This window comes from Arthrobacter sp. LjRoot14 (genome assembly GCF_964253905.1).
In the GTDB taxonomy this organism is placed as follows: Bacteria; Actinomycetota; Actinomycetes; order Actinomycetales; family Micrococcaceae; genus Arthrobacter.
This window is the reverse complement of the sequence record NZ_CAXURL020000001.1, coordinates 3,913,886-3,938,733: the sequence shown is the minus strand read 5'-3', so window position 1 is coordinate 3,938,733 and position 24,848 is coordinate 3,913,886. Positions and strand designations below refer to the sequence as shown.

19 protein-coding genes are annotated in these 24,848 nt (G+C 66.5%); 10 read left to right on the top strand and 9 right to left on the bottom strand.

Features of this window, described 5'->3' with window-relative positions; genetic code table 11:
- Window positions 1-24: 24 nt before the first annotated feature.
- The 4 genes from ACSQ12_RS17825 to pucL all read right to left on the bottom strand — a co-directional run bounded on the left by ACSQ12_RS17825 (window position 25) and on the right by pucL (window position 5,213).
- Complete coding sequence (locus ACSQ12_RS17825; RefSeq protein ID WP_436066303.1) at window positions 25-1,587, bottom strand: NCS1 family nucleobase:cation symporter-1; 1,563 nt, start codon at window positions 1,585-1,587, stop codon at window positions 25-27.
- Window positions 1,588-1,690: 103 nt separating this feature from the next.
- On the bottom strand, window positions 1,691-2,515 hold the full coding sequence (locus ACSQ12_RS17820) for a MurR/RpiR family transcriptional regulator (RefSeq protein WP_436066302.1): 825 nt from the start codon (window positions 2,513-2,515) through the stop codon (window positions 1,691-1,693).
- A gap of 99 nt (window positions 2,516-2,614) precedes the next feature.
- Window positions 2,615-4,117 carry a nucleobase:cation symporter-2 family protein gene (locus ACSQ12_RS17815; protein WP_209742478.1) on the bottom strand — a complete coding sequence of 501 codons (1,503 nt, stop codon included), beginning with the start codon at window positions 4,115-4,117 and terminating at the stop codon, window positions 2,615-2,617.
- Window positions 4,118-4,304: 187 nt separating this feature from the next.
- A complete protein-coding gene (gene pucL, locus ACSQ12_RS17810; protein ID WP_436066301.1) occupies window positions 4,305-5,213 on the bottom strand; it encodes a factor-independent urate hydroxylase in 909 nt (302 codons plus the stop codon).
- A 360-nt stretch (window positions 5,214-5,573) separates the two neighbouring features.
- Between pucL and ACSQ12_RS17805 the strand changes: the two genes are divergently transcribed.
- Window positions 5,574-5,771, top strand: coding sequence for a hypothetical protein (locus ACSQ12_RS17805; RefSeq protein WP_436066300.1), 198 nt, complete (start codon window positions 5,574-5,576; stop codon window positions 5,769-5,771).
- A gap of 199 nt (window positions 5,772-5,970) precedes the next feature.
- Here the strand turns inward: ACSQ12_RS17805 and ligD are convergent, their stop codons facing one another.
- Both ligD and ACSQ12_RS17795 read right to left on the bottom strand, forming a co-directional pair.
- Entirely contained in the window at window positions 5,971-7,215 is a 1,245-nt protein-coding gene (ligD, locus tag ACSQ12_RS17800; protein WP_436066299.1) for a non-homologous end-joining DNA ligase, read from the bottom strand.
- A gap of 120 nt (window positions 7,216-7,335) precedes the next feature.
- Window positions 7,336-8,700 carry an 8-oxoguanine deaminase gene (locus ACSQ12_RS17795; protein ID WP_436066298.1) on the bottom strand — a complete coding sequence of 455 codons (1,365 nt, stop codon included), beginning with the start codon at window positions 8,698-8,700 and terminating at the stop codon, window positions 7,336-7,338.
- Between the two features lie 393 nt (window positions 8,701-9,093).
- On the opposite strand from ACSQ12_RS17795, the gene ACSQ12_RS17790 reads away from it, so the two are divergent.
- From ACSQ12_RS17790 to ACSQ12_RS17760, 7 genes are all read left to right on the top strand, one after another.
- Window positions 9,094-9,588, top strand: coding sequence for a nucleoside deaminase (locus ACSQ12_RS17790; protein WP_436066297.1), 495 nt, complete (start codon window positions 9,094-9,096; stop codon window positions 9,586-9,588).
- Window positions 9,589-9,602: 14 nt separating this feature from the next.
- On the top strand, window positions 9,603-11,099 hold the full coding sequence (locus ACSQ12_RS17785; protein WP_436067025.1) for an NCS2 family permease: 1,497 nt from the start codon (window positions 9,603-9,605) through the stop codon (window positions 11,097-11,099).
- Window positions 11,100-11,231: 132 nt separating this feature from the next.
- A complete protein-coding gene (locus ACSQ12_RS17780; RefSeq protein WP_436066296.1) occupies window positions 11,232-12,533 on the top strand; it encodes an XdhC family protein in 1,302 nt (433 codons plus the stop codon).
- Window positions 12,524-13,492 carry an FAD binding domain-containing protein gene (locus ACSQ12_RS17775; protein ID WP_436066295.1) on the top strand — a complete coding sequence of 323 codons (969 nt, stop codon included), beginning with the start codon at window positions 12,524-12,526 and terminating at the stop codon, window positions 13,490-13,492. Before ACSQ12_RS17780 ends, ACSQ12_RS17775 begins: the two co-directional genes overlap by 10 nt.
- A gap of 2 nt (window positions 13,493-13,494) precedes the next feature.
- Window positions 13,495-16,383, top strand: a complete 2,889-nt coding sequence (locus ACSQ12_RS17770) for a molybdopterin-dependent oxidoreductase (protein ID WP_436066294.1) — start codon at window positions 13,495-13,497, stop codon at window positions 16,381-16,383.
- A 7-nt stretch (window positions 16,384-16,390) separates the two neighbouring features.
- A complete protein-coding gene (locus ACSQ12_RS17765; protein ID WP_436066293.1) occupies window positions 16,391-17,374 on the top strand; it encodes an aldo/keto reductase in 984 nt (327 codons plus the stop codon).
- A gap of 52 nt (window positions 17,375-17,426) precedes the next feature.
- The gene (locus tag ACSQ12_RS17760) at window positions 17,427-18,179 is read left to right on the top strand and encodes a HEAT repeat domain-containing protein (RefSeq protein WP_436066292.1); all 753 of its coding nucleotides are present in this window, start codon (window positions 17,427-17,429) and stop codon (window positions 18,177-18,179) included.
- On the opposite strand, the gene ACSQ12_RS17755 is transcribed toward ACSQ12_RS17760, so the two are convergent.
- Window positions 18,176-18,700, bottom strand: a complete 525-nt coding sequence (locus tag ACSQ12_RS17755) for a DUF488 domain-containing protein (protein WP_436066291.1) — start codon at window positions 18,698-18,700, stop codon at window positions 18,176-18,178. The two genes, ACSQ12_RS17760 and ACSQ12_RS17755, sit on opposite strands and share 4 nt — an antisense overlap.
- Window positions 18,701-18,770: 70 nt before the next feature.
- Here ACSQ12_RS17755 and ACSQ12_RS17750 point away from each other — a divergent pair, with 70 nt between their 5' ends.
- Window positions 18,771-19,421 carry a uracil-DNA glycosylase gene (locus ACSQ12_RS17750; RefSeq protein WP_436066290.1) on the top strand — a complete coding sequence of 217 codons (651 nt, stop codon included), beginning with the start codon at window positions 18,771-18,773 and terminating at the stop codon, window positions 19,419-19,421.
- Between the two features lie 4 nt (window positions 19,422-19,425).
- Here ACSQ12_RS17750 and nboR read toward each other — a convergent pair whose 3' ends face one another.
- Both nboR and aceE read right to left on the bottom strand, forming a co-directional pair.
- Window positions 19,426-20,034, bottom strand: coding sequence for a nicotine blue oxidoreductase (gene nboR, locus ACSQ12_RS17745; protein ID WP_436066289.1), 609 nt, complete (start codon window positions 20,032-20,034; stop codon window positions 19,426-19,428).
- A gap of 130 nt (window positions 20,035-20,164) precedes the next feature.
- Window positions 20,165-22,933 (bottom strand): pyruvate dehydrogenase (acetyl-transferring), homodimeric type, encoded by a 2,769-nt coding sequence (gene aceE, locus ACSQ12_RS17740; protein WP_436066288.1) that lies wholly within the window; start codon window positions 22,931-22,933, stop codon window positions 20,165-20,167.
- A gap of 307 nt (window positions 22,934-23,240) precedes the next feature.
- On the opposite strand from aceE, the gene ACSQ12_RS17735 reads away from it, so the two are divergent.
- Complete coding sequence (locus tag ACSQ12_RS17735) at window positions 23,241-24,809, top strand: NCS1 family nucleobase:cation symporter-1 (protein ID WP_436066287.1); 1,569 nt, start codon at window positions 23,241-23,243, stop codon at window positions 24,807-24,809.
- Window positions 24,810-24,848 lie beyond the last annotated feature (39 nt).

Genomic DNA, 24,848 nt, shown 5'->3' with positions numbered 1-24,848 from the left:
CGTCAGGTTCGACGGCGGTCTGTCCTAAACCAGCGTGCCGTCGCTGACGGTGCCGCTTTCCCCGCCGGCCGCTTCGAGCGAGATCATCGGGGACCTGCGCTCCAGCGCCCGGAAGACAACGTAGCCGAGGGCGCATCCGAGGAACCAGCTGTAGTTGCCGATCCATGTGGCGTTCACCGCGGTGGCGCCGGTGTCGAGCAGGATCTTGGGGATCAGCACGGAGGCAATGGAGATTGCGCCGCTGATGGCCACCGCCTTGACGGCGTTCGGGTTGTAGCCGTTCCGGAACCAGTACCGGCCGGTGGTCTTCAGCGTGTACATGTCGTCCACCCAGACCTTCTGGCGGCTCACCACGTAGTACCCGGCGATCAGGATGCCGAACAGCGGGCCTATCAACGCGCCCAGGACGCCCAGTGTGTAGTGGATGGCGTCGTTGTTGGAGTACCAGTTCCACGGGGTCAGGATGACGGAGCCGACGGCGGCAATCATGCCGCCTGCCCGCCAGCTGATTTTCTGCGGGCTGACATTGGAGAAGTCGAACGCGGGCGAGATGAAGTTGGCCACGATGTTGATGCCCACGGTGGCGATGACGAAGGTGAGCCCGCCCAGCAGCACGGCGAACACGGTATCGATTTCCTGGACGGTCTTGACCGGGTCCGTGATGAGGCGGCCGAACACCGGAATGGTGGCCGAGGCGGTGATGACGGTCAGGAGCGAGAAGAACAGGAAGTTCACCGGCAGGCCCAGGAAGTTGCCCTTCTTGACCGCCTTGTAGCTCTTGCCGTACCGGGCGAAGTCGCCGAAGTTGAGCATCGGGCCGGAGAAGTAGGACACCACCAGGGCGATGGCGGAAAACATGACGGGGATGGAGGCGGCGAAGTCCAGGGGCGGCCCGCTGGACAGGTTCAGGCTGATGTTGCCGATGCCCGCTTTGGAGACGAGGTAGATCGCGAGGATCAGCATGACCACGTAAACGGCGGGGCCGGCGAAGTCGATGAACTTGCGGATGCTTTCCATGCCGTTCCAGAAGAGTGCGGCCTGCGCCACCCAGAGGATGCCGTAGCAGATCCAGCCCAGGGTGGAGAGGCCCAGGAAGCCGTTCTGTTCGACGTCGTACAGCGGCGCCATGCCGGGGAAGAACTTGAGGAAGACAATGACCAGCGCTTCCGAGGCGAGGAAGGTCTGGACGCCGTACCAGGCCACTGCGATCAAGCCGCGGATGATGGCCGGGATGTTGGCGCCCTTGACGCCGAAGACGGCCCGGTTGATGACCGGGTACGGGACGCCGGTCAGCTGGCTGGGCTTTGCCACGAGGTTGCAGAAGATGTTGACGATCACGATGCCGGCCAACAGGGCTACGAGCACCTGCCAGCTGGCCAGCCCCAGGGCGAAGAGGCTTCCCGCCGTGACGTAGCCGCCGATGCTGTGGACGTCCGACATCCAGAAGGCGAACAGGTTGTAGCTGGTCCAGCGCTGGTTCTTCAGGGGGACAAGATCTTCATTACTGAGCTGCGGATCGTAGTCGGGGAGCTGGCCGGTGCGGGCGGGCGTTTCTAGCCGGGGTGCGGCCATCGCGGAGTCTGTCATGGTTTCCTCTAAGAGATTGGGACAGCCGCCGATCCGGCCGTTTCACGCTTTCAATTAGATGGAACCAATGTTTCAGAGCTGTTTCTGGCGCAACAATTCCTGTTTACTTCGCTTCGATCTCGCCGAGGGTGTCGAACATTCCCGTCACTGCGCGGACCCGCTCACGGCCGGTCCGTCCCGAGGCTATGAGCACTCCGTTGGCCAGGACACTCACCAGGCTCATGGCGGCGGCGTAGCTGTCGAAGGCGTGGGTGCCGTCCACCGGGCACTCGAGCCACAGGGTGGCGTCGGCGGCAAGGCGGCGTGCGCTCGGGTCTGCGATCAGGATGGTTACAGCCCCGGTGGCCGAGGCGGCCTGGAGGATCTTGCGGAACCCGGCGGGCCGCCGTCGGAAGCCGAACAGGACCACCGCGTCGCCTGCGCCCAGTCCGGCGAGCTCCTCGCCCAGGCTCTGTCCGGGCTGCGGCGCCACAGACACCGCGGGGCGGCACTGGAGCAACTGCTGCCGGAAGTGCAGCGCCACGGGAAAGCTGTTGCGGAAGCCGAGCAGCAGCACGGTCCGGGCGCCGGCGAGCTTGCCGCTGGCCGCCGACAGTTTGTCCTCGTCGAGCGATTCAGCCAGGCGTCGCAGGTTTTCCTGCTCCTGCGCCCAATGGGCGGCCAGGCCGCCGTCGGACGATTGCGGACCCAGCGGCATGCCGCTGGAACGGATGGACCGGGTATGTTCCTTGACCTCGTTGAAATCCTCGAAGCCGAGGCGGCGGAACAGCCGGCTCATGGTGGCTTTGGAAACACCGCTAAGCCTGGCAAGTTCGGCGGCGTTGTAGACGGCGAGGTCGCCGAGGCGGTCCAGGAGCGTGTCTGCCGCCTTTTGTTCCTGCGGGCTCAGCTCCGCGTAGTGCCGTTCGATCCGTTCATCGATCCTCATGAAACAACCGTCTCACAGCAGAAAGCGCGAACGGACACTTGCGGCCCTTCGGAAAGGGGCCGTAACTGTCCGTTCGCGCTTGTTGTGCCGGTGTGCGGGCTAGTGGTCAGATTTCGACGCCGACTCGACCGGCACTTCCTTGCCGTCGCAGTCGATCAGCTTGCCGTCTTCGAAGCGGTCGCCGTGGGCCAGGCACTTGAGATCCTCTTCGCGGACCACGCGTCCCGTTCCGGCCACGAACACCGACTGGTTCTCGGAATTGCCGGCCTTGAGGTGGTTGAAAAGCAGGTTCAGCAGGATGGCCATGACCGCGGCCGAGCTGATGCCCGAGTGGAAGATCGTGCCGAACCAGGACGGGAACTTGTCATAGAACGCCGGCGCAGCGATCGGGATCATGCCGAATCCGATGGACGCCGCCACGATGATCAGGTTCATGTTGTTCTTGTACTCCACCTTGGCGAGTGTCCGGATGCCGCTTGCGGCAACGGTTCCAAAGAGTACGACGCCGGCACCGCCCAGGACGGGGGTCGGTACCGCTGCGACTACCCGGCCAAGTACCGGCAGCAGGCCGAGGATCACCAGGATGAGGCCGCCGGCGCTCACCACGAAGCGGCTCTTGACGCCGGTGATGGCCACGAGGCCAACGTTCTGGGCGAAGGCGCTCTGGGTAAAGGAGTTGAACAGCGGGGAAATGGCGCTGGAGAGCATATCGGCCCGCAGGCCGTCGCCGATGCGCTTGGAGTCCACCTTGGTGCCGACGATCTCGCCGACTGCGATGATGTCCGCGGAGGTCTCGGTAAGCGTGACCAGGATGACGATCAGCATGGAAATGATCGCCGCGAGCTCGAAGGTGGGCGGACCGAATGCGAACGGGGTGGGGAAGGCGACGATCTCGCCCTGGCCCACCTTGGAGAAATCAGCCATGCCGAAGGCGAACGCAATCACAGTGCCCAGCACCATCGCCAGCAGGATGGAAAGCCTCGAGATAGCCGCGTTGCCCACCTTGCTCAGGAGCAGCACGATCGCCATGGTGGCCGCGGCCAGGCCGATGTTGGCCATGCTGCCGTAGTTCGGGGCCTTGTTGTTGCCGCCCATGGCCCAGTTGGCCGCTACCGGCATGAGGGTCAGGCCAATGGTGGTGATCACCGTGCCCGTCACCACCGGCGGGAAGAATCGGATGATCTTGGAAAACAGGGGAGTGATGAGCAGGCCGATCAGTGAGGCTGCAATCACCGAGCCAAACACCGCCTGGATGCCGCCGCCGCCGTGGACGATCGCCACCATGGTGGAAACACCGGCGAAGGAGACGCCCTGGACCAGCGGGAGCTTCGACCCGAAGAACGGAATACCGATGGTCTGCAGGATCGTGGCAAGGCCGCCGACGAAAAGGCAGGCGGCGATCAGCAGGCCGATGTCCTGTGACGACATGCCGGCGGCTGCGCCGATGATCAGAGGCGGGGCGATGATGCCGCCGTACATGGTGAGGACGTGCTGGAAACCGTAGGCGAACGTGCTTCCGAGGGGCAGCCGCTGGTCTTCGGGGCGATCAGACTTTGTGCGGCCGGCGGCGGCTGCAGCGGCCGATTTCTTCTTGGTGTTCATGGCAGACTTTCTTGGTGTTCATGGCAGACGTCTTTGTCTGGCTAACGGTGTCTGGCTAACAGTTGTGAATCGTTGATGGCCCCGGGCCCGGAGTTTTTGTCCAGATAATGGCCGCTTAGGGGTGCTAAGGCCTCGATATCTGGACAAAAACTCCGAGCCGCCGGAGCGGGCGGGCGCTAAGAGCGGTTTAGCAGAAGCCGGCGATGCCGGACCAGGCGATATCCGCCGGGGTGGCGTCCTCGCGCTGGACCGTGGCCTCGATCAGGCCGTAGGGACGGTCTGCGGCGAAGAAGACCTCGTTGGGGTTGTCGAGGCCGAACGGGGAGAGGTCCACCAGGAAGTGGTGCTTGTTGGGCATCGAGAACTTGATCTCGTCGATCTCGCTGTGCGCTTCCAGGACCTTGGCGCCCATGTCGAACAAGGTCTGCTGCAGGGCGTGGGAGTAATTTTCGGTGAAGCCCTCCAGCAGCAGGCTCTTGACGTCCTCGTAGCTCTTGTTGAAGTCGAGTGCGCTGAAGTCCGTGTTGGCGTTGAAGCGCCAGCGGGCCGAAACGTCCGTGGCCAGGATGCGGTCGGTGGTCTCCGGCAGGGTGGTGTACTTGTCCCGCGGGTAGCCGACGAAGCCGGACTGGGTGGACTTGAGGACGGTGAGGTCCTTCAGGCCGGAGATCAGGTGAGTGGCCGCGCCGTCGCGGACCAGCACCGCAGTGCGGACTTCCTGGCCGTTGCGCACGAAGGAGTGGTCGTGCTCGGCACCGTGGGCCTGGATCCGGTCCCAGCTGTAGGACTCGGCTTCCCAGCGGCCGCCGGTGACCCAGTCGAAGCTGGAGGTGAAGTGCTCGCCCAGCCGCAGGAGGAAGGCCTCGGGTGAGCCGACGCCTTCACGGGCAAACGCGTAGATGGTGTTCTTCTGCGTGTCCGTGGCCACAACGTGGCTGTTGTCGCCCTCAAGGTGTGCGGCGGCGAAGTCCCCGCGGAGCTGCGAGGTGACGTTCAGGTCTTCGATCTCGTGGCGGTCGGTGTCCCTGGTGATCTTGACGACCCGGACTTCGGCCTTGCCGTACTGGTTCTGGCCGAGGATGATTTTGCTGCTCATGGTCTGTTCCCAACTTCCGTGATGTGGAACCTAGGTTCCATCATTGAAATTAAGCGCGTGTTACACACGCGTTTCTGGTGGAGCCGACCCAACAAAAAAGAGCCGGCATCCAATGACGCCAGCTCATTACGACCCTGCCTGCTGCTCCCAGGTTACGTGACCTACGCCACGAGTTGACTTAAAGCGTAGCCGAGCATCGCCGTGGTGTACATCACTAGCTGAAAAATCAAATTGTGACCGGCGGCCTCCCGGACCATTGACGAATACCGGGCAGCGCTCTACGCTATTTCACATAGCAAAAGTTATTTTCCATTTTGTGGAAGTTGAGAGCTTAACCAAACCACCTTGGAGGAGGATCAGATGTACCAGCAGGACACAACGCCGGTTGCACCGGCACCGACGGCGGCACCTTCAGTCCAGGAGTTCTACCTCCCCCTCGGAGGCGGAACGGATCCGGACTTCTACCTGCCTGCAGACCGGGAGCACGTCCCGGGCCGCTTCTCGCGCTGGGTCCACGGCCTGCCGGGCTTCGGCGGCCAACGTTCGCAACGAGGCTGACGACACGCTTCTTCGCTGACGACGCCCAAAAGGCCTGGCGACACCCGAATCCGGGTGTCGCCAGGCCTTTTACGCGTCGCCAGGCCTTTTACGTGTCGCCGGGCGCTTTGCGTGTCGCCGGGCGCTTTGCGTGTCGCCGGGCGCTTTGCGTGTCGCCGGGCGCTTTGCGCGTCGCCGGGCCTTTTGCGCGTCGCCAGCGTCAGGCCCCCGCGCGTCCCGGCCATTCCTTGCCGGCCCAGGGGTCGTAATCGGCGATGAGCTCCTCCTGCTGCGGGCGCTCCGCTTCGGGGACGTGCTGCAGGTTCACCCGCACCCTGTACCAGAGCGAGCTCGATCCGCGCATTCCGTCGACGAGCACGTCGGCCGGGTGCAGGGCCGGGACAACGTCCGCGTGCCGGGCCTTCCACTCGTCGAGCGCCGCGAGGGCCTCGGGTTTGGTCCGGGTGCGGGCCACCTCGATCAGCGGCATCACTGATTGCCGGCGGCCTGAGCCGTCGCCGCCGCGCGGCGGCTTTTCGGCGGGGCCGAGCTCGGCAGCCAAAGCGAGGAGCCCGTCGAGGCTGCCCACCGCGGCGTCGATGCCGGCATGCGGGTCGCCCAGGTCCGCGAAGCGCTCGAGCACGGTGGGCACCGTGAACTGTTCCGGCCGGGTGGAGCGGACCTCGTCCCAGGTGAGCGGCGTCGAGACCCGGGCATCGGGCAGCGGCCGGATCGAGTACGCGGATGCCACGGTGCGGTCTTTGGCGTTCTGGTTGAAGTCGACGAACACACTCTCGCCGCGTTCCTCCTTCCACCACCGCGCGGTGGCAAGGCCGGGCGCGCGGTTCTCCACCTCGCGGGCGAGGGTCTCGGCGGCGAGCCGTACGTCGCGGTACGACCACTGCGGGGCGATGCGCACCAGAATGTGGAGTCCCCGCGAGCCGCTCGTCTTCGGCCACCCCACGAGTCCCGCGTCGGCGAGGACCTCCCGTGCTACATATGCGGCGTCGACGATCTGGGGCCAGCCGACCCCCGGCATCGGATCGAGGTCCACCCTGAGCTCGTCGGGGTGCTCAAGGTCCTCGGCGCGCACAGGATGCGGGTTGAGGTCGAGGCATCCAAGGTTCACTACCCACGCAAGGCCGGCAGCATTCCGGATAACAGCCTCTTCGGCAGATGTCCCGGACGCGTAGTGAAGGGTCGTCGTGTCAATGAAGTCGGGGTGGTTTTCGGGCACGCGCTTTTGAAAGAACGGTTCAGCATCGATGCCTTTCGGGAAGCGCTTGAGCACCATCGGACGGCCGCCTGCGCCGCGAAGCGCACCATCCGCGACGGCGAGGTAGTAGCGCACCAGGTCGAGCTTCGTCAGCCCGGGCCCGGGGAACACCACCTTGTCCGGACTCGAGATGCGGACGTCGCTGCCGGCAATGTTGAGGATCTCCGCCGGGGTCTTTGAATGGCTCATTTCGACACGCTAGCAACGATCGGATACCGCAGCCAGACCCGTTGCGCGGCAGGCCGCATGGCCCGCGGCGGCCCGCCCAGGCCACATGGCCCGCGGCGGCCCGCCACGGCCCGCGGGAACCTACCCGCTCACCAGCTTCCGGGCCGCGGCCGAGTGTTCCGCGATCAGCCCGGCAACATCCAGGCCCGGAATCTGCCCGTCCACCACGCGCCACTGCCCGCCCACCATGACCCGGTCGGCCCGGTCCGCTCCGCACAGCAGCAGCGCGGTGAGGGGGTCGTGGCTGCCGGAGAAGCGCAGCTCGTCGAGCCGGAACAACGCCAGGTCCGCCTGCATCCCGGGTGCCAGCTGGCCCAGGTCGGAGCGGCCCAGCACCGCTGCCGACCCCCGTGTCGCCCAGCCCAGCGCCCGCTCCACCGGGACCTGCGCCCCGTAGCGAAGCCGCTGCAGGTACAGTGCCTGCCGTGCCTCCAGGATCATGTTCGAGGCATCGTTCGACGCCGACCCGTCAACTCCCAGCCCCACGGGCACTCCGGCGTCCTCCAGTTCGAGTACCCGGGCGGTGCCCGAGGCCAGCCGCATGTTGGAGGTGGGGCAATGCGCGACGGCGGTGCCCGCGGCTCCCAGCGCGGCGATCTCGGCATCGCTGAAGTGGATGCCGTGGCCCAGCCAGGTCCGGTTGCCGAGCCAGCCCACGCTCTCCAGGTAATCCACCGTCCGCAGGCCGAACATCTTCCGGCAGAAGTTTTCCTCGTCCAGCGTTTCAGCCAGGTGCGTGTGCAGCCGGACGTCATGCCGCTCGGCCAGCGCGGCGCTTTCGGCCATGATCTCCTTGGTCACGGAAAACGGCGAGCACGGGGCCAGGGCAATCTGGATGACGGCGCCGTCGCCGCGTTCGTGATACTCGCGGATGAGCCGTTCGCTGTCCGCCAGGATCACCTCCGGCTGCTGGACGGTGGACTGCGGCGGCAGGCCGCCGTCGTCCTCTCCGAGCGTCATGGAGCCGCGGGTGAGCGTGGCCCGCATGCCGAGCTCCCGCACCGCCCGGACCTCGATGTCGATGGCGTCCTCCATGCCGTCCGGGAACAGGTAGTGGTGGTCCGCGGCCGTGGTGCAGCCGGAGAGCAGCAGTTCCGCGAGGGCAACCGTGGTGGCCAGTTCCAGGTCGCGGGGTGTGAGCCGGGCCCAGACCGGGTACAGGTTCTGCAGCCAGGGGAACAGCGGGGCGTTGGCCACCGGCCCCCAGGCGCGCGTGAGTGTTTGGTAGAAGTGGTGGTGGGTGTTGATCAGGCCGGGCAGCAGCACGTGGCTGCCGGCGTCGAATGTTTCCTCGCAGGGGGCGGAAGGCAACTGGCCGGCGGCCAGGACTTCCGTGATGATGCCGCCGGCCACCACGATGCCGCCGGAGGCATCAAGACGGTTGGCGGTGAAGGCTGCGAGTGGATTCCGGATCCAGAGCCGGGAAGCGGAGGGATGCGTGGTCATGGGGCTGGCTCCTGCCTGAGGGTGCGGATGTGGTTCCAGCTCAGTGAAGGGCCTGTCTGCTGATCCAGGCGTCCGGCGCGCGTGGCACCGGTTGGGCATCAGCGTAAGGCGGCGGGAATCGCCCCGTCAACGCCGGAAACTGTGCCGACGCGTTGTGACAGGCCGGAAACGCAAATTTCACATCACGAAATTAACTTTCCGAAAACCTATGGCGCAGCTCACGTTCCGGTGCTAGTCTCGATTCTGCCAAAGGCGGGCCCCCGGACACCGGGGAAGCTATCTACCAGGCGCAACTTAACCTTCAAAAGCACATGCTGAAGCCTGGTAACCGTCGCATCTGGCCTTTTTCGTTCCACCTCGGCGTACCGGCTTCCCAGCAAAGGGAGTCGCATCATGAGTACCACCGTCACGGCCCAGGAATTCCTGGCCAGGTCCATCGAGTTGGCCACTGCCAACGTCCTCAACAGCGGCGGCCCGTTCGGAGCCGTCATTGTCACCGCAGACGGACAAGCGTTCGACGGCGTCAATCGCGTCACCGCCACGAACGACCCCACTGCCCACGCCGAAGTCACGGCCATCCGCCGCGCGTGCAGCGAACTCGGCACGTTCGACCTCTCCGGAGCCACCCTCTACACCAGCTGCGAGCCCTGCCCCATGTGCCTGGCCTCCGCACTGTGGGCCAGGGTGGACCGGGTGGTGTTCGCAGCGGACCGGCACGACGCCGCCTCCGTGGGTTTCGACGACGCCGTGTTCTACGAGTACTTCGAAAACGAGCAGCGCGATGCGCTGATGCCGGTGGCCAGGCTCGAACTCGAGGACCCCGAGGCTCCTCCGGTCCTCGAACCGTTCACCACCTGGAACACGCTCGACTCCAGGATTGATTACTAGGGCCGGTGGCTGAGATGACAATCCTGGACACTACCTCCGACGAGCGGCAGCAACCGGCCGCACCCAAGCGCCCGCAGCCAGCCAATGCTTTCCTGGACCGCTTCTTCGAAATCACCAAGCGCGGTTCAACTGTGGCCCGCGAGGTTCGCGGCGGCCTGGTCACGTTCTTCACCATGGCCTACATCGTCATCCTGAACCCGTTGATCCTGGGCGGCTTCAGCGCGGACAATGCCCCCACCGATGTTGCCGGGGGCTGGCTGTCCGCAGCGCAGGTGGGCGCCGTCACCGGCCTCACCGCCGGCGTCATGACCATCCTGTTCGGCCTGATCGCCAACCTGCCCTTCGGGCTCGCGGCCGGCCTGGGGATCAACTCCTTCCTGGCCGTGGCCGTGATCCAGGAGGTTACCTGGGCCGAGGCCATGGGCCTGGTGGTCATCAACGGAATCCTGATCGTCCTCTTCGGCGTCACCGGCGCCCGGACAGCCATCTTCCGGGCCGTGCCCAAGGAACTGAAGGCTGCCATCACGGTGGGCATCGGCCTGTTCATCGCCTTCATCGGGTTCGTGGATTCGGGCTTCGTCCGGGCCACGACCGCGGGGCCTCCGGTCCAGCTGGGCGACAACGGTTCCATCACCTCGGTTCCCACCCTGGTGTTCGTCGTGGGCCTGCTGGTCATGGGCATCCTTGTGGCCCGCAAGGTGCAGGGCGGCCTGCTGATCGGCATCGTGGCCACCACCGTGCTCGCCGCGGTGGTCGAGGCAGTCATGCAGATCGGCCCCGGCAGCGCGAGCAACCCCGGCGGCTGGCACCTGAACACCCCTGTCCTCTCCGGCCAGCTGGTGTCCGCCCCGGACCTGTCCCTGGTGGGACAGTTCGACCTCTTCGGCGCCTTCGGCCGGATCGGCGGGCTCGCGGCGACCATGCTGGTGTTCACGCTGGTGTTCACCAACTTCTTTGACGCCATGGGCACCATGACAGGCCTGGCCAGGAGCGCCGGCGTGGCGCACAAGGACGGTACGTTCCCGCGGCTGAAGTCCGCCTTCATCGTCGAAGGCCTGGGAGCCGTGGCGGGCGGTGCCACGTCAGGTTCGTCCAACACGGTGTACATCGACTCGGCCGCGGGCATCGGGGAAGGCGCCCGCACCGGTCTGGCCTCCGTGGTCACCGGCGCGCTGTTCCTGGGCTCGATGTTCCTGACCCCGCTCACCTCCGTGGTGCCGCTGGAAGTGGCCGCCGCAGCGCTGGTGGTTGTCGGCGCCATGATGATGGCCCAGATCCGCGAGATCAAGTTCAGCAAGTTCTCCGTGGCACTGCCCGCCTTCCTGACCATCGTCACCATGCCGCTGAGCTACTCGATCGCCAACGGCATCGGCGTGGGCTTCATCTCCTGGGCGGTTATCAGTGCCTGCTCCGGCAAGATCCGGAAGGTGCATCCGCTGATGTGGGTGGTCACGGCAGGCTTCCTGATCTACTTCGCCCGCGGTCCCATCAACGCCCTGCTGGGCGCGTAGGGACCCTTTAGACCGGACCGGGGCAGGCAGATGGGGCCGGCCCCGGTCCACCAAACCGCCGGTGCTTCCCCCGGCGCACGATAGGAACGAGAATATGGACACCATCGCCGCACAGGAAAAGGGAGTGCAGCAATGTTGGATCTGATGCCTTCACTGAAGGAATGGCAGCCCGCCGCCACCGGCCAGCGCTGCGCACTGGCCACCGTGGTGGGGGCCGGCGGATCCGTGCCGAGGCCGCTGGGCACCTCCATGCTGGTGTCCGAAGCCGGCGACGTCCTGGGCAGCCTGTCCGGCGGCTGCGTTGAGGGCGCCGTCGTGGAGGCGGCGCTGGCGGCAATGCACGACGGCGGCACGCGCCGCGAGTTCTTCGGCTACAGCGCGGAGGACGCGTTCGCCGTCGGGCTCACCTGCGGGGGAGAGCTGGAGATCCATATCGAACCCCTGGGCACGGCGGCCGGCGGGCTCCGGTTGGATAACCTGCGGGTCCTTGCCGGTCAGGGGGGCGGCAGCGCACTCGCGCTGATCCGCCGGGTGGACGCCCACGGGGGCGGCGCCGTCGTGATTCCGGACCCGGCAGGTTTCCAGGCGGAGCGTTCCCCGGAACTCGCGGCGCTGCTGGGCCTCCCCGGGCCGGCAGCACCCGAGGCCCGGCGCCTGATGCTGGCGGCCGCCGCCCAGCTGGAACCCCTGCTGCGCGGCGGCCGGACAGGGCTGGTCCGGCTCGCCCCGCCGGAGGGCTGCCTTTCCGGCACAGCCGTGCCACATAACGCCCCAACCGGTCCGGCCACCGGCCCGGAGCCCGTCACCCTGCTCGTGGAGAGCCGGCTGCCCCCGGCCCGCCTGCTGATCTTCGGCGCCAACGACTTCGGGGCCGCACTGCTGCCCGCCGCCCAGCTGCTGGGCTACCACGTGACCCTCTGCGACGCCCGGCCGGCCTTCGCCGGCCAGTCACGGTTCGCCGCGGCGGACCAGGTGGTCACGGCCTGGCCGCACCGCTACCTCGCCGAGGAAGCAGCGGCAGGGCGGATCGACGCGCGGACCGTGGTGTGCGTCCTGACCCACGATCCCAAGTTCGACATCCCGCTGCTGCACACCGCGCTGCGGCTTGACCTCGCCTTTGTGGGCGCCATGGGATCGCGGCGCAGCCACCGGCAGCGCGTCGATGCGCTCCTTGCCGCAGGGGTGGACCCCGAGGACCTGTCCCGGCTGCATTCGCCCATCGGGCTGGACCTCGGCGCCGTGACGCCTGCCGAAGTGGCCGTGTCCATCACTGCCGAACTCGTGGCCAGCCGCAGCCGCTCCGCTGGTGCCTCGGTGCGGGCGGCGTCGCTGAAAGACGGCGCGGGCCCCATCCACGGAACCGGCCCCATCCACAGAACCGGCCGCATTGACAACGTCAACACCCCGCAACACCAGGAGACCCCATGGACATGAACACCATCGAGGCCGTGGTCCGCACCGAAGACCCGGCCGAATGGCGCGACGGCGATGCCTGGCTCGCCGGCGGAACGGTGCTCTTCTCCTACGGGAGCCTTGCCTTCGGCAAGGAACCGCTCCGGCGGCTGCTGGACCTCGGCTCCGCCGGCTGGCCCGCCGTCACGGTGACGGATGCGGGCATCGAGCTCGCGGCCACCTGCACCGTGGCGGAGCTGTACGCCCTGCCCGGGTCCGCCGCGGCGGACCGGGACACTGCCTGGCCCGCCCTGGACCTCGTCCGTCCCTGCTGCGACTCCTTCGTGGCCTCCTTCAAAGTGTGGAACATGTCCACCGTGGGCGGAAATCTCTGCACCTCGCTACCCGCCGGGCCCATGACCTCCCTGTGCGCCGCCCTCGACGGGGTGGCCACGGTTCTCGGGGCGGACGGCACCAGCCGGACCGTCCCGGTGGCGGATTTCGTCACGGGGGACGGGCGCAACTGCCTGGCACCCGGCGAGCTCCTCCGCAAAGTCCACCTCCCGGCGTCGGCCCTTGCCGCCCGGGTGGCTTTCCGCCGGCTGTCGCTGAGCAACCTGGGACGTTCGGGGGTGCTGCTGATCGGAAGGCTCGACGCCGACGGCACCCTGGTCCTGACCGTCACCGCGGCCACCAAACGCCCCGTGCAGCTGCGCTTTCCGGCCACTGCCGCGATCTCCGCGGCCGCGCTCATAGAAGCGCTCGACGCCGCCATTCCGGCGGAGCTCTACCACGATGACATCCACGGCCTGCCCGCCTGGCGGAAGGACATGACCTACCGGCTCGCGGAGGAAATCAGGGCAGAACTCGCATCTCCGGCAGGGGTTCCGCCTGCCCGGGTGTCCGGGGACTTCTGGCCGCCGCAGCGAAAATCGCCACAGCACGGTTCACCACAGAGCACAGTTACATCGCAGGCGTCGCCTCAGCAGGAAGGGGCCTGAGCATGGCCAACCACACCACCCGCGGCATCGAAATCAACGGCGTCCAGTCCGCGGCGGAGCCACGTCCCGGCCAGTGCCTGCGCACCTTCCTGCGCGAACAGGGCAACTTCGGCGTCAAGAAGGGCTGCGACGGCGGCGATTGCGGCGCCTGCACCGTGCACGTGGACGGCACTCCCGTGCACAGCTGCATCTACCCGGCCGTGCGGGCCGAAGGGCGCGCCGTCACCACCATCGAGGGGCTCGCCCGCACCTGCGGCAGTTCCGCCGGGACTGATACCGAAACGGCAGGGACCGGCTCAGGCGCCCTCCACCCGATGCAACAGCAGTTCCTGGACCGCCAGGGATTCCAGTGCGGATTCTGCACCGCCGGCATGGTGATGACGGCGGCCACGTTCGACGAGGAGCAGAAAGAGAACCTGCCCCGGAACCTCAAGGGAAACCTGTGCCGCTGCACCGGCTACCGGGCCATCGAGGATGCCGTGTGCGGCCACGAAGGGCACCCGGACCCCAAGGGCCCGGGTTCGGGCATCGCCGGTGAAGGCCAGCCCGAGCCCAAGCCGGGCCAGCTCGGAGACGACGTTCCCGCCCCCGCCAGCCTTGCGGTGGTCACCGGGAAAGCCCGCTACACCCTGGACGTTCCCGCAGAGGAGCTGCAAGGGCTGCTGCACCTAAAGCTCCTGCGGTCACCGCACGCCCACGCGCGGGTAATCTCCGTCGACTCAAGCGCTGCCCTCCAGGTTCCGGGCGTGGTGGCCGTCTTCACCCACGAGGACGCCCCGGCCCAGCCCTTCTCGACCGCCCAACACGAGCTTTACACCGACGATCCGGACGATACCCGTGTCCTGGACGACGTGGTGCGGTTCATCGGACAGAAGGTGGCCGCCGTCGTCGCCGATTCCGTGGCGGCCGCGGAAGCCGGCGTGCGCGCCCTCGCCGTGGAATACCAGCTGCTCGACGCCGTCTTCACCCCCGAGCACGCGATGCGCCCCGGTGCCCCCGCGATCCACGGGGAAAAGGACGCCGCCACGGCCCGCATCAGCCGGCCCGAGCAGAACGTCGTGGCAGAGCTGCATTCGGAACTCGGCAGCGTGGCAGCCGGGTTCGCCGAGGCCGATTTCATCCACGAACAGACGTACCGGACCCAGCGCGTCCAGCACACCGCACTGGAAACCCACGCCGCGATCGCATCCGTGGACGGGGAAGGCCGGCTGCAGGTCCGCACCTCCAGCCAGGTCCCCTTCCTGGTCCGGCGCACCCTGTCCCGGGTCTTTGATATGCCGGAAGAACAGATCCGCGTGGTGGCCGGCCGCGTTGGCGGCGGTTTCGGCGGCAAGCAGGAGGTGCTCACGGAGGACGTCGTGGCCCTGGCGGCGATGAAGCTGAAGCGGCCGGTGCAGCTCGAATTCACCCGGACCGAGCAGTTCACGGCTTCCACCACCCGGCACCCCTTCACCATCCACCTCAAGGCCGGTGCCAGCAGGGACGGCCGGGTCACCGCGCTGCAGCTGGAGGTGCTTACCAACACCGGCGCGTACGGCAACCATGCCCCGGGCGTGATGTTCCACGGTTGCGGCGAATCCCTGGGCGTATACAAGTGCGCCAACAAGAAAGTCGATGCCCACGCCGTGTACACCAACACGGTTCCGTCCGGCGCGTTCCGCGGCTACGGCCTCAGCCAGATGATCTTCGCCATCGAGTCCGGGATCGACGAGCTCGCCACCGGGATCGGGATGGATCCGCTCGAGTTCCGCCGCCGCAACATGGTCCTGGAGGGCGACGACATGCTCTCCACCCATTCCGAGCCCGAGGATGACGTGCACTACGGCAGCTATGGGCTGGACCAGTGCACGCGGCTGGTGCAGGATGCCCTGGCACGCGGGTTGGAACGGTACCGTGCCGCCGGTCTGGATGACCTGGGCCCGGACTGGGTCACGGGGGAGGGGACCGCGCTGTCCATGATCGACACCGTCCCGCCGCGCGGCCACTTTGCCCACTCAAAGCTCCGGCTCCTTCCGGACGGAACGTACGCTGCCGACGTCGGGACCGCCGAATTCGGCAACGGCACCACCACCGTCCACGCGCAGCTCGCGGCCACCGCGCTGTCCACGACGGCGGGACGCATCACGGTGCGGCAGTCGGACACGGACCTGGTGCAGCACGACACCGGGGCGTTCGGCTCGGCCGGAACCGTGGTGGCTGGCAAGGCCACACTGGCCGCGGCCGAGGAGCTCGCGGTCCGGATCCGGGCGTTCGCTGCCGGGATCCGCCAGGTCCAGTCCTCCGGCTGCGTGCTGGAGGAGGACGCCGTGGTGTGCGAAGGAACCCGGGTTCCCCTGACCGAAATCTTCGAGGCCGCCGAAGCCGCCGGCGTCGAACTCGCCACCGAGGGGCACTGGGGCGGGACGCCGCGCTCGGTGGCGTTCAATGTCCAGGGTTTCCGCGTGGCGGTTAATACGGGCACCGGCGAATTGAAGATCCTGCAGAGCGTCCAGGCCGCCGACGCCGGCGTGGTGGTCAACCCCCGGCAGTGCCGCGGGCAGATCGAAGGCGGGATCGCGCAGGCCCTCGGCGCCGCGCTGTACGAGGAAGTGAAGGTGGACGACGGCGGAAAGGTCACCACGGACATCCTCCGGCAGTACCACATCCCCACGTTCGCGGACGTGCCCCGCAGCGAAGTTTACTTCGCGGAGACCAGCGACAAACTGGGCCCGCTGGGGGCGAAGTCTATGAGCGAAAGCCCGTTCAACCCGGTGGCGCCGGCGCTCGCCAATGCCATCCGGAATGCCACGGGGGTGCGGTTCGCCGAGCTGCCCATCGCCAGGGACAAGATCTACCTCGGCCTGAAGGAAGCGGGGCTCGCCTCTCACCTTGAGAGCGCTAACGGCCTATAGTCGGATGATGGAAAAGCGAATGTTGGGCAAGACAGGACGGAATGTCTCCATTGTTGGACTGGGGACCTGGCAGCTTGGCGCGGACTGGGGCAGCGTGGACCCCGCGCAGGCGCAGGCCATCCTGGCCGCTTCCGTGGAAGAGGGCGTCACGTTCTTCGACACCGCAGACGTCTATGGTGACGGCCGCAGCGAGCAGGCCATCGGCGCGTTCCTGGCGGCCAACCCCGACCTGGAGATCACGGTGGCCACCAAGATGGGCCGCCGGATGGAGCAGCGGCCGGAGAACTACAACCTCGCCAACTTCCGCGAGTGGGCGGACCGCTCCCGGCGAAATCTGGGCGTGGAACAACTGGATCTGGTCCAGCTCCACTGCCCGCCCACCGCCGTGTACAGCAACGCGGAAGTCTACGACGCGCTGGACACCCTCGTGGCGGAGGGTGCCATCCGGAACTACGGCGTCAGCGTGGAGCGGACCGACGAAGCCCTTGAAGCAATGCGCCACGAGGGCACAGCCACCGTGCAGATCATCCTCAACGCCTTCCGGCTCAAGCCGCTGGACGACGTGCTGCCCGCGGCGGAGGCTGCCGGGGTGGGCATCATCGCCCGCGTACCGCTCGCCTCCGGGCTGCTCTCCGGAAAATACACCGAGGATACGTCCTTCGCGGAGAACGACCACCGCAATTACAACCGCACCGGCTCGGCGTTCGACGTCGGGGAGACCTTCTCCGGTGTGGACTTCGGGCAGGGCCTCAAAGCGGTGGCCGAGTTCGAGGAACTGGTGCCCGACGGCGTCAGCACAGCACAGGCGGCCATCGCCTGGATCGCGGCGCAGGACGGCGTCAGCACGGTGATCCCGGGCGCGCGCAACGTGGACCAGGCCCGTTCCAACGCTGCCGCTGCGCATGTCAGCGGCATTGACGCAACGTTCGACGTCGGTGTCCACGAAATCTACGACCGCTACTTCCGCGAATCGATCCACCCGCGCTGGTAGCGCGCAGGATTTCTTCACGGCCGGGCGCACTTCGGGAGCGAGGAATTGGCCGATGACCAAACGTTCGGATTACCGGGCGGTGCTGGAGTCGCTCCCCGCTGACCAGTGGGTGGCCTACCTGAACCAGGAATCCGGCCTTCCCGGCCCCCGCGGGAACATAGAACTTGCGGAGGCTTTCGCCGATGTGGCCGACCCCGTCCTGATCCGAAGGTGCGCGGAGAGCCAGGACGAATACCTGGCTACCTGCGGCGCCGTCGGCTTTGGCCGTTTACTTGCCGAGGCCGAGGGCGAGGGCGAGGTGGAGGCCGCGGAAGCGTTGAGGTCACTGGCAGCCGATTCCCGCTGGCGGGTGCGCGAGGGTGTGGCGATGGCACTGCAGCGGCTCGGCGATGCGGACATGCCGGCATTGTGGGCCGTGACCGGGGACTGGTCGGATGGCCCGCTCCTGGTGCAGCGCGCCGTGGCGGCCGGGATCTGCGAACCCCGCCTGCTGGGCCACCCGGACGATGCCCGCCGGGCGGTGGAGACCCTGGACCGGATCACGGCGTCAATCCAGGGCCTGGGGCCTGAGTCCCGGCGTGCGGAAGAGTTCCGTGTGCTGCGGCAGGGGCTGGGCTACTGCTGGAGTGTTGCCATTGCGGCGTCACCGGCGGAGGGCTTCGAGAGGCTGGAACGGTGGGCGGCCAGTGACGACAAGGATGTTCGCTGGATCGTGCGGGAAAACCTCAAGAAGGCGCGCTTGGCACGGGCCGACCCGGCAGCTGCCGAACGCGTGGCCGCCGTCCTGGACCGGGCAGCTCGTTAGTCCGCCGGGTACCACACCCGCTCTTCCTCGACGCGGGCAAAGGAGGTCAGGGTGTGGGGTTTGGCGGACTTTTCCGTCATGATGTCCAGCACCTTGACGTTCCGGGCCAGGAGCGCGTCACCGATCAATGAACGGTGGCAACGCCACGGGACTGCCTCCGCGCACATGATCACCGCATTGCCGGTCCGGCCGCGTTCCATCAGCTGATCGATCGCTGATGAGAACTCTTCGGTCTGCATGTAGTCCGCGTACCCCCGGAAAGACGCGTTCCGCCAAGCGTCGTTGGGGCTGTCTTTCCGGGCATGCCGCAGGCCTCCGAGGGATGCCATCCGCCGGTAGGTGATCCCGCTGGCGCGCGCGCTCGCCGCCAGGGCGTCCCCGTTGAACTGCGGATTGTGCCGCGACTTCGGGACGGTGCGCACATCGATCAGCTTCTTGACGCCGTGGGCCTTGAGCATGCCGATGAATTCGTCGATGGGATGAGTGGAGTGCCCCACCGTAAAGATGGTCATGTCCGTCATGCCCCCATGCTAAGGCGGCAGCCCGGATATTCTGGTTGTCCGACCAGCTGCCAAGGGAAACGGGCATGGAATGACTTCATCCGCACTCGATGCCTTCATCGAGCGGCTCGGGGCCGTGGCAACAGGGCCGGGGTGCAACAACTTCTTCGACCATGCCGTCCCGGAGAATGCGCAGCGCCGGCGGAACCTGGGGATCTACCTGCAGGAAATGCTGGACCGTTCCCCGAAGGTGCTGCTGGTGGGGGAGGCCCCCGGCTTCCGGGGCATGAGGGTCACCGGTGTTCCGTTCACCAACCGCACCATGTTTGAGGGGCCGGCCAACAGCTTTGGGCTGTTCGGGCCGGGCAAGGGATATGTGCTGCCGGCTGAGGCCGCCGGCGTTGCAGCCGAGCCCACCGCAACAGTCATGTGGCAGGTCCTGGCCGAGCTGGAATTCCTGCCCCTGCTGTGGAGCGCGTGCCCATGGCATACGCGCGTGCCGGGGCGGCCGCTGTCCAACCGCACTCCGAAGCCGGCCGAGGCAGCACTCGGAACTCCCTTCTGGCAGGCACTGACTGAGCTCTTTCAGATCGAAACCGTGGTGGCCGTAGGCAACGTGGCGCACCGCAGCCTGCACCGGAGCGGCCTGGACGTGCCGAAGATCAGGCATCCCGCCCATGGCGGCCGGTCCGGGTTCAAAAGGGGACTGGAGGAGTTGCTGGCAGCGGGAATCCGGCCCTGAGCCGCTAGCCGAGCAGCCCCAGCTGGTCCGGGGTGTCGAGGTCCCCGCCGCCGGACTGGTCGCTGCAGTCCACCAGATCGATGAGCTCCGGGTGGGCCTGCAGGAAATGCCGGGCTCCGGCGTCGCCTGTTGCTGATTCAGCCGCGTCGGCTCGCAGGCCGGCGTCCAAAAGCAGCGGATGGCCGCGCCGGAGGACGCCGTCCGCGCCGCGGTAGGCGGCGGCAGTCACCCGGCCGGGCGTGTGGGCTGCCAGGAGCCGGGACACGGTTTCGGGAGTGAGGCCGGGCTGGTCCACCAGCGCGATCAGCACATGGTCGTCTGCTGCCGCCGCGGCAACCCCCAGCCGGAACGACCCGCCCATCCCGGACTGCCAGTCAGGGTTGTGGGCAACGGTGTACTTGGCCAGGTCGGTGGTTTCGCGGACCTTCGCGGCGTCGGCGCCGAGGATGATCACGACGTCGCGGCATCCGCCGTCGAGCAGCACCCCGGCGAGCACTTCCACCAGTGTGCGGCCGCGGAACGGCAGCAGGGCCTTGGGCCCCAGTCCCAAACGGGACCCGGACCCGGCAGCGAGCAGCACCGCCGTCGTCCCCTGCTTGTTCGGATGGGTCATTCCCACACCATATACAAGCGAGTCCCCCCACATCACATACGAGTTTTTGTCCAGATAATGGCCTCAAAAGTGCTTCCAAAGCGCATTATCTGGACAAAAACTCCAAAGGAGGACAGCTGGGTTGCCTGCGTCAGGCGTCGCCGCCTGCTCCTCCGGTTGTTCCGGCGTTCACGTCCAGGAGCTTGTAGCGGTCCATGGCGTACGACGGCGCCCCCTCCTCCACGTCTCCCCTCGCCGCGAGCATTTGCAGCGTCTTCACCACGATGGAGTGGGTGTCGTTCTTGAAGAAGCGGCGGGCGGCGGCGCGGGTGTCGGAGAAGCCGAAGCCGTCCGCGCCGAGCGAGGCGAACTCGTTCGGGAGGAACTGGCGGATCTGGTCCGGGACGGCCTTCATGTAGTCCGAGACCGCCACGATGGGCCCGTGCGCCTCGGCCATCTGCTGTGCCACAAACGGGATCCGGGCCGGCTCGCCGGGGTTCAGGAATGCTTCCTCCTCGGCGGCGAGGCCGTCGCGGCGGAGTTCGTTCCAGGACGTGACGGACCAGACGTCTGCGGAGACGCCCCAGTCCTCAGCCAGGATCCGCTGGGCTTCCAGCGCCCAAGGCACCGAAACGCCCGACGCCAGGATCTGGCTCTTGGGACCTTCCACACCCGACGCCGATACCCGGTAAATGCCCTTCAGCACACCGTTGACGTCGAGGTTCTCAGGCTCGTTGGGCTGGGTGATGGGTTCGTTGTAGACGGTGAGGTAGTACATCAGGTTTTTATCGGATGCAGCTCCGGTTCCTTCGCCGCTTGCGGCCCCCGGTCCGTACATGCGCTCGATGCCGTCGCGGATGATGTGGCCCATTTCGTAGCCGTAGGCGGGGTCGTAGGTGACGACTGCCGGGTTGGTGGCGGCGAGGATGGGGGAGTGGCCGTCGGCGTGCTGGAGTCCTTCGCCGGTGAGGGTGGTCCGTCCTGCGGTGGCGCCGATGATGAAGCCGCGGGTCATTTGGTCCGCGGCGGCCCAGAAGGCGTCGCCGGTGCGCTGGAAGCCGAACATGGAGTAGAACACGTAGACCGGGATCAGCGGTACGCCGTGGGTGGCGTAGGCGGTGCCGGCGGCGGTGAAGGCTGCGACGGCGCCGGCTTCGTTGATGCCGGGGTGGATCAGCTGGCCCTGGGCGGATTCCTTGTAGGCCAGGACCAGGTCCCGGTCCACGGAGAGGTAGTTCTGGCCGCCCGGATTGTAGATCTTCGCCGTGGGGAAAAACGCGTCCATGCCGAACGTGCGCGATTCGTCCGGCACGATGGGAACGATCCGGTGCCCGAACTTCTTGTCCCGGAGAAGGTCCTTGAGCAGGCGGACGAACGCCATGGTGGTGGCAGCCTGCTGCTTGCCCGTGCCGCGCTTGGCGACGTCGAACGTCTTGGCTTCGGGCAGCTCAATGGCCGCGTGGTTGGCCCGGCGCTCGGGCGTGTAGCCGCCGAGGGCCGCGCGGCGCTCAAGGAGGTAGGCGATCTCCGGAGCGTCCGCACCGGGATGGAAGTACGGCGGGCTGTACGGGTCCTCCTCCAGGCGGGCGTCGGAAATGGGAATCCTCAGGTAGTCCCTGAATTCCTTCAAATCCTCCACCGAGAGTTTTTTCATCTGGTGGGTGGCATTCCGGCCCTCAAACCTCGGGCCGAGGCCGTAGCCCTTGACCGTTTTGGCCAGGATGACGGTGGGTTTGCCCTTGAATTCGGTGGCTGCCTTGTACGCGGCGTAGACCTTGCGGTAGTCGTGGCCGCCGCGCTTGAGCTTCCAGATCTGGTCATCGGTGAGGTCCGCGACGAGGTCCTTGGTGCGGGGGTCCTTGCCGAAGAAGTGTTCGCGGACGAACCCGCCGGATTCGGCCTTGTAGGTCTGGTAGTCCCCGTCCGGGGTTTCGTTCATGATCTTCACCAGCGACCCGTCGGAGTCCTTGGCGAGCAGCTCATCCCATTCCCGGCCCCAGACGACCTTGATGACGTTCCAGCCCGCGCCGCGGAAGAACGCTTCGAGTTCCTGCATGATCTTCCCGTTGCCGCGCACCGGCCCGTCCAGGCGCTGGAGGTTGCAGTTGATCACGAAGTTCAGGTTGTCCAGGTTCTCGTTCGCGGCGAGCTGGAGCAGGCCGCGGGACTCGGGCTCGTCCATTTCCCCGTCGCCCAGGAACGCCCAGACCTGCTGGTCCGAGGTGTCTTTCAGGCCGCGGTTGTGCAGGTACCGGTTGGACTGGGCCTGGTAGATCGCGTTCATCGGCCCGATGCCCATGGACACGGTGGGGAATTCCCAGAACCCGGGCATCAGCCGCGGGTGCGGGTAGGAGGACAGGGCGTGCCCGGCCTTGGACTTTTCCTGCCGGAACCCGTCCAGGTCTTCCTCGGTCAGCCGGCCTTCCATGAAGGCACGGGCGTACATGCCGGGGGAGGCGTGGCCCTGGAAGAAGACCTGGTCCCCGCCGCCGGGGTGGTCCTTGCCGCGGAAGAAGTGGTTGAACCCGACCTCGTACAGGGTCGCGGCACCGGCGTAGGTGGAGATGTGCCCGCCGACGCCGATGTTCGGGCGCTGGGACCGGTGCACCATGACCGCGGCGTTCCAGCGCATGTACGCCCGGTAGCGGCGCTCGTATTCCTCGTTGCCGGGGAACGGTGCTTCCTGGTCCGCGGGGATGGTGTTCACATAGTCCGTGGTGGTGACCATCGGAACCCCGACGCTCTGGGCGCCGGCACGCTGCAGGAGACTGCGCATGATGTACTGGGCACGCTCAGTGCCCTGTTCCCTGATCAGCGTATCCAGGGACTCAATCCATTCGGCGGTCTCTTCCGGATCACGATCAGGCAGCTGGTTAGTCAACCCGCTGAGGATATGGGAGGTATCTTCTCCTGCAGCCACGGCAGCCTCTTTTCATCTTTGAATGTCTGGGCTCTAAGTTTTCGTATTGTGAGAAAACATTCTTGCCATTCGAGATTATGCAGAAGCGGCCGAACGGTCAAGGCGGTCCCGCCGTGCCGCCTCCGGAGCGGAGGGAAAGCTCCTGCGGACGGATTGTGACCGGCTGATGCGCCGCCGGGCCCTTGACCATAAGGTGACCCAAGTCATAAAGTTATTCCACTCCTCAAAACCAAATTTCCATCCTGTGGAATTACTCTCTCGGAAGCAGTGGCTTCCCCCATCACCATCCCTAGAACTGGAGAACCAGATGCAGACGACCCCATCAGTCGGCGTCAAAACGGACTCCGGCCCGACAGAGTTGTCGGGCCAGCCGGTCCATCCCGCAACGGGCGTCGAAGCCCTGTGCGAAACAGCGAGCGCCGCGTCCGGGCGCATCATCAGCCCCAGCCTGTACAACATCGACCTTGCGCCGACGAAGCGCGAAGGCCGCCGCTGGACCAGCTACAGCATCTTCACCCTGTGGGCCAACGACGTCCACAGCCTTGGAAACTATGCCTTTGCCATCGGGCTCTTCGCGCTGGGCCTCGGCGGCTGGCAGATCCTGCTGGCCCTCGGCGTCGGAGCCGTCCTCCTGTTCGGTCTCCTGAGCTTCTCGGGTTTCATGGGTGTCAAGACCGGTGTGCCTTTCCCCGTCATGAGCCGGATCAGCTTCGGTATCAGGGGAGCACAGATCGCCAGCCTCCTGCGCGGTGCTGTGGCCGTGGCCTGGTTCGGCATCCAGACCTACCTTGCGTCGGTAGTGCTTCGGGTCATGCTCGTGGCCGTGGTTCCCGTGCTGAAAGAACTGGACTCCAACTCGATCCTCGGGCTGTCCACGCTGGGCTGGGCCGCCTTTGTGTTCCTCTGGATCGTGCAGCTGATTATCGTCAGCTTCGGCATGGAAATGATACGCAAGTACGAGGCTTTTGCCGGGCCCGTCATCCTCGTGACCATGGCGGCCATCGCCGTCTGGATCTTCATCGAAGCCGGCGGCTCCATCGCGTGGTCGTCCGATAACGCCCTCGAGGGCGCGGACATGTGGCGCACCATCTTCGCCGGCGGTGCACTGTGGGTATCCATCTACGGAACTTTCGTCCTGAACTTCTGCGACTTCACCCGCTCGGCCGTCTCCAAGAAAGCGGTGGTGCGCGGCAACTTCTGGGGCATCCCCATCAACATGCTCCTCTTCGGCGCCATTGTGGTGGTAATGGCCGGCGGCCAGTTCAAGATCAACGGCACGGTCATCCAAAGCCCGTCGGATATCGTCCAGACCATTCCAAACACGCTGTTCCTGGTGTTGGCCTGCCTCGCGCTGCTCATCCTGACCATCGCCGTGAACCTGATGGCCAACTTCGTGGCCCCGGTCTACGCCCTGACCAACCTGTTCCCGAGGCACCTGAACTTCCGCAAGGCGGCCTGGGTCAGCGGCACGATCGGACTGATCATCCTGCCGTGGAACCTGTACAACAATCCGCTCGTGATCGTGTACTTCCTGGGCGGCCTCGGGGCATTGCTCGGCCCGCTGTTCGGCGTCGTCATGGCCGACTACTGGCTGCTACGCCGCGGCAAGGTCAATGTGCTTGAGCTGTACACGGAAGATCCCGCCGGAGCCTACTTCTACAAAAAGGGCTTCAACCCCCGCGCCATCATCGCGCTGGTCCCGGCAGCCGCCGTCGCGCTCCTGATAGCCTTCGTTCCGGCGCTCGAGGCGGCCGCCCCGTTCGCCTGGTTCTTCGCGGCCGGCATCGCCGCAGTGGTGTACTACTTCATCGCCGACCGCTCGCAGCGGCTCGAAGACGTCGACGGCGAATCCATCGCCGTCGCGAGCACGCACTGACGAACACCGCCCGGCTCCACAGACAACGGAAGACACCAC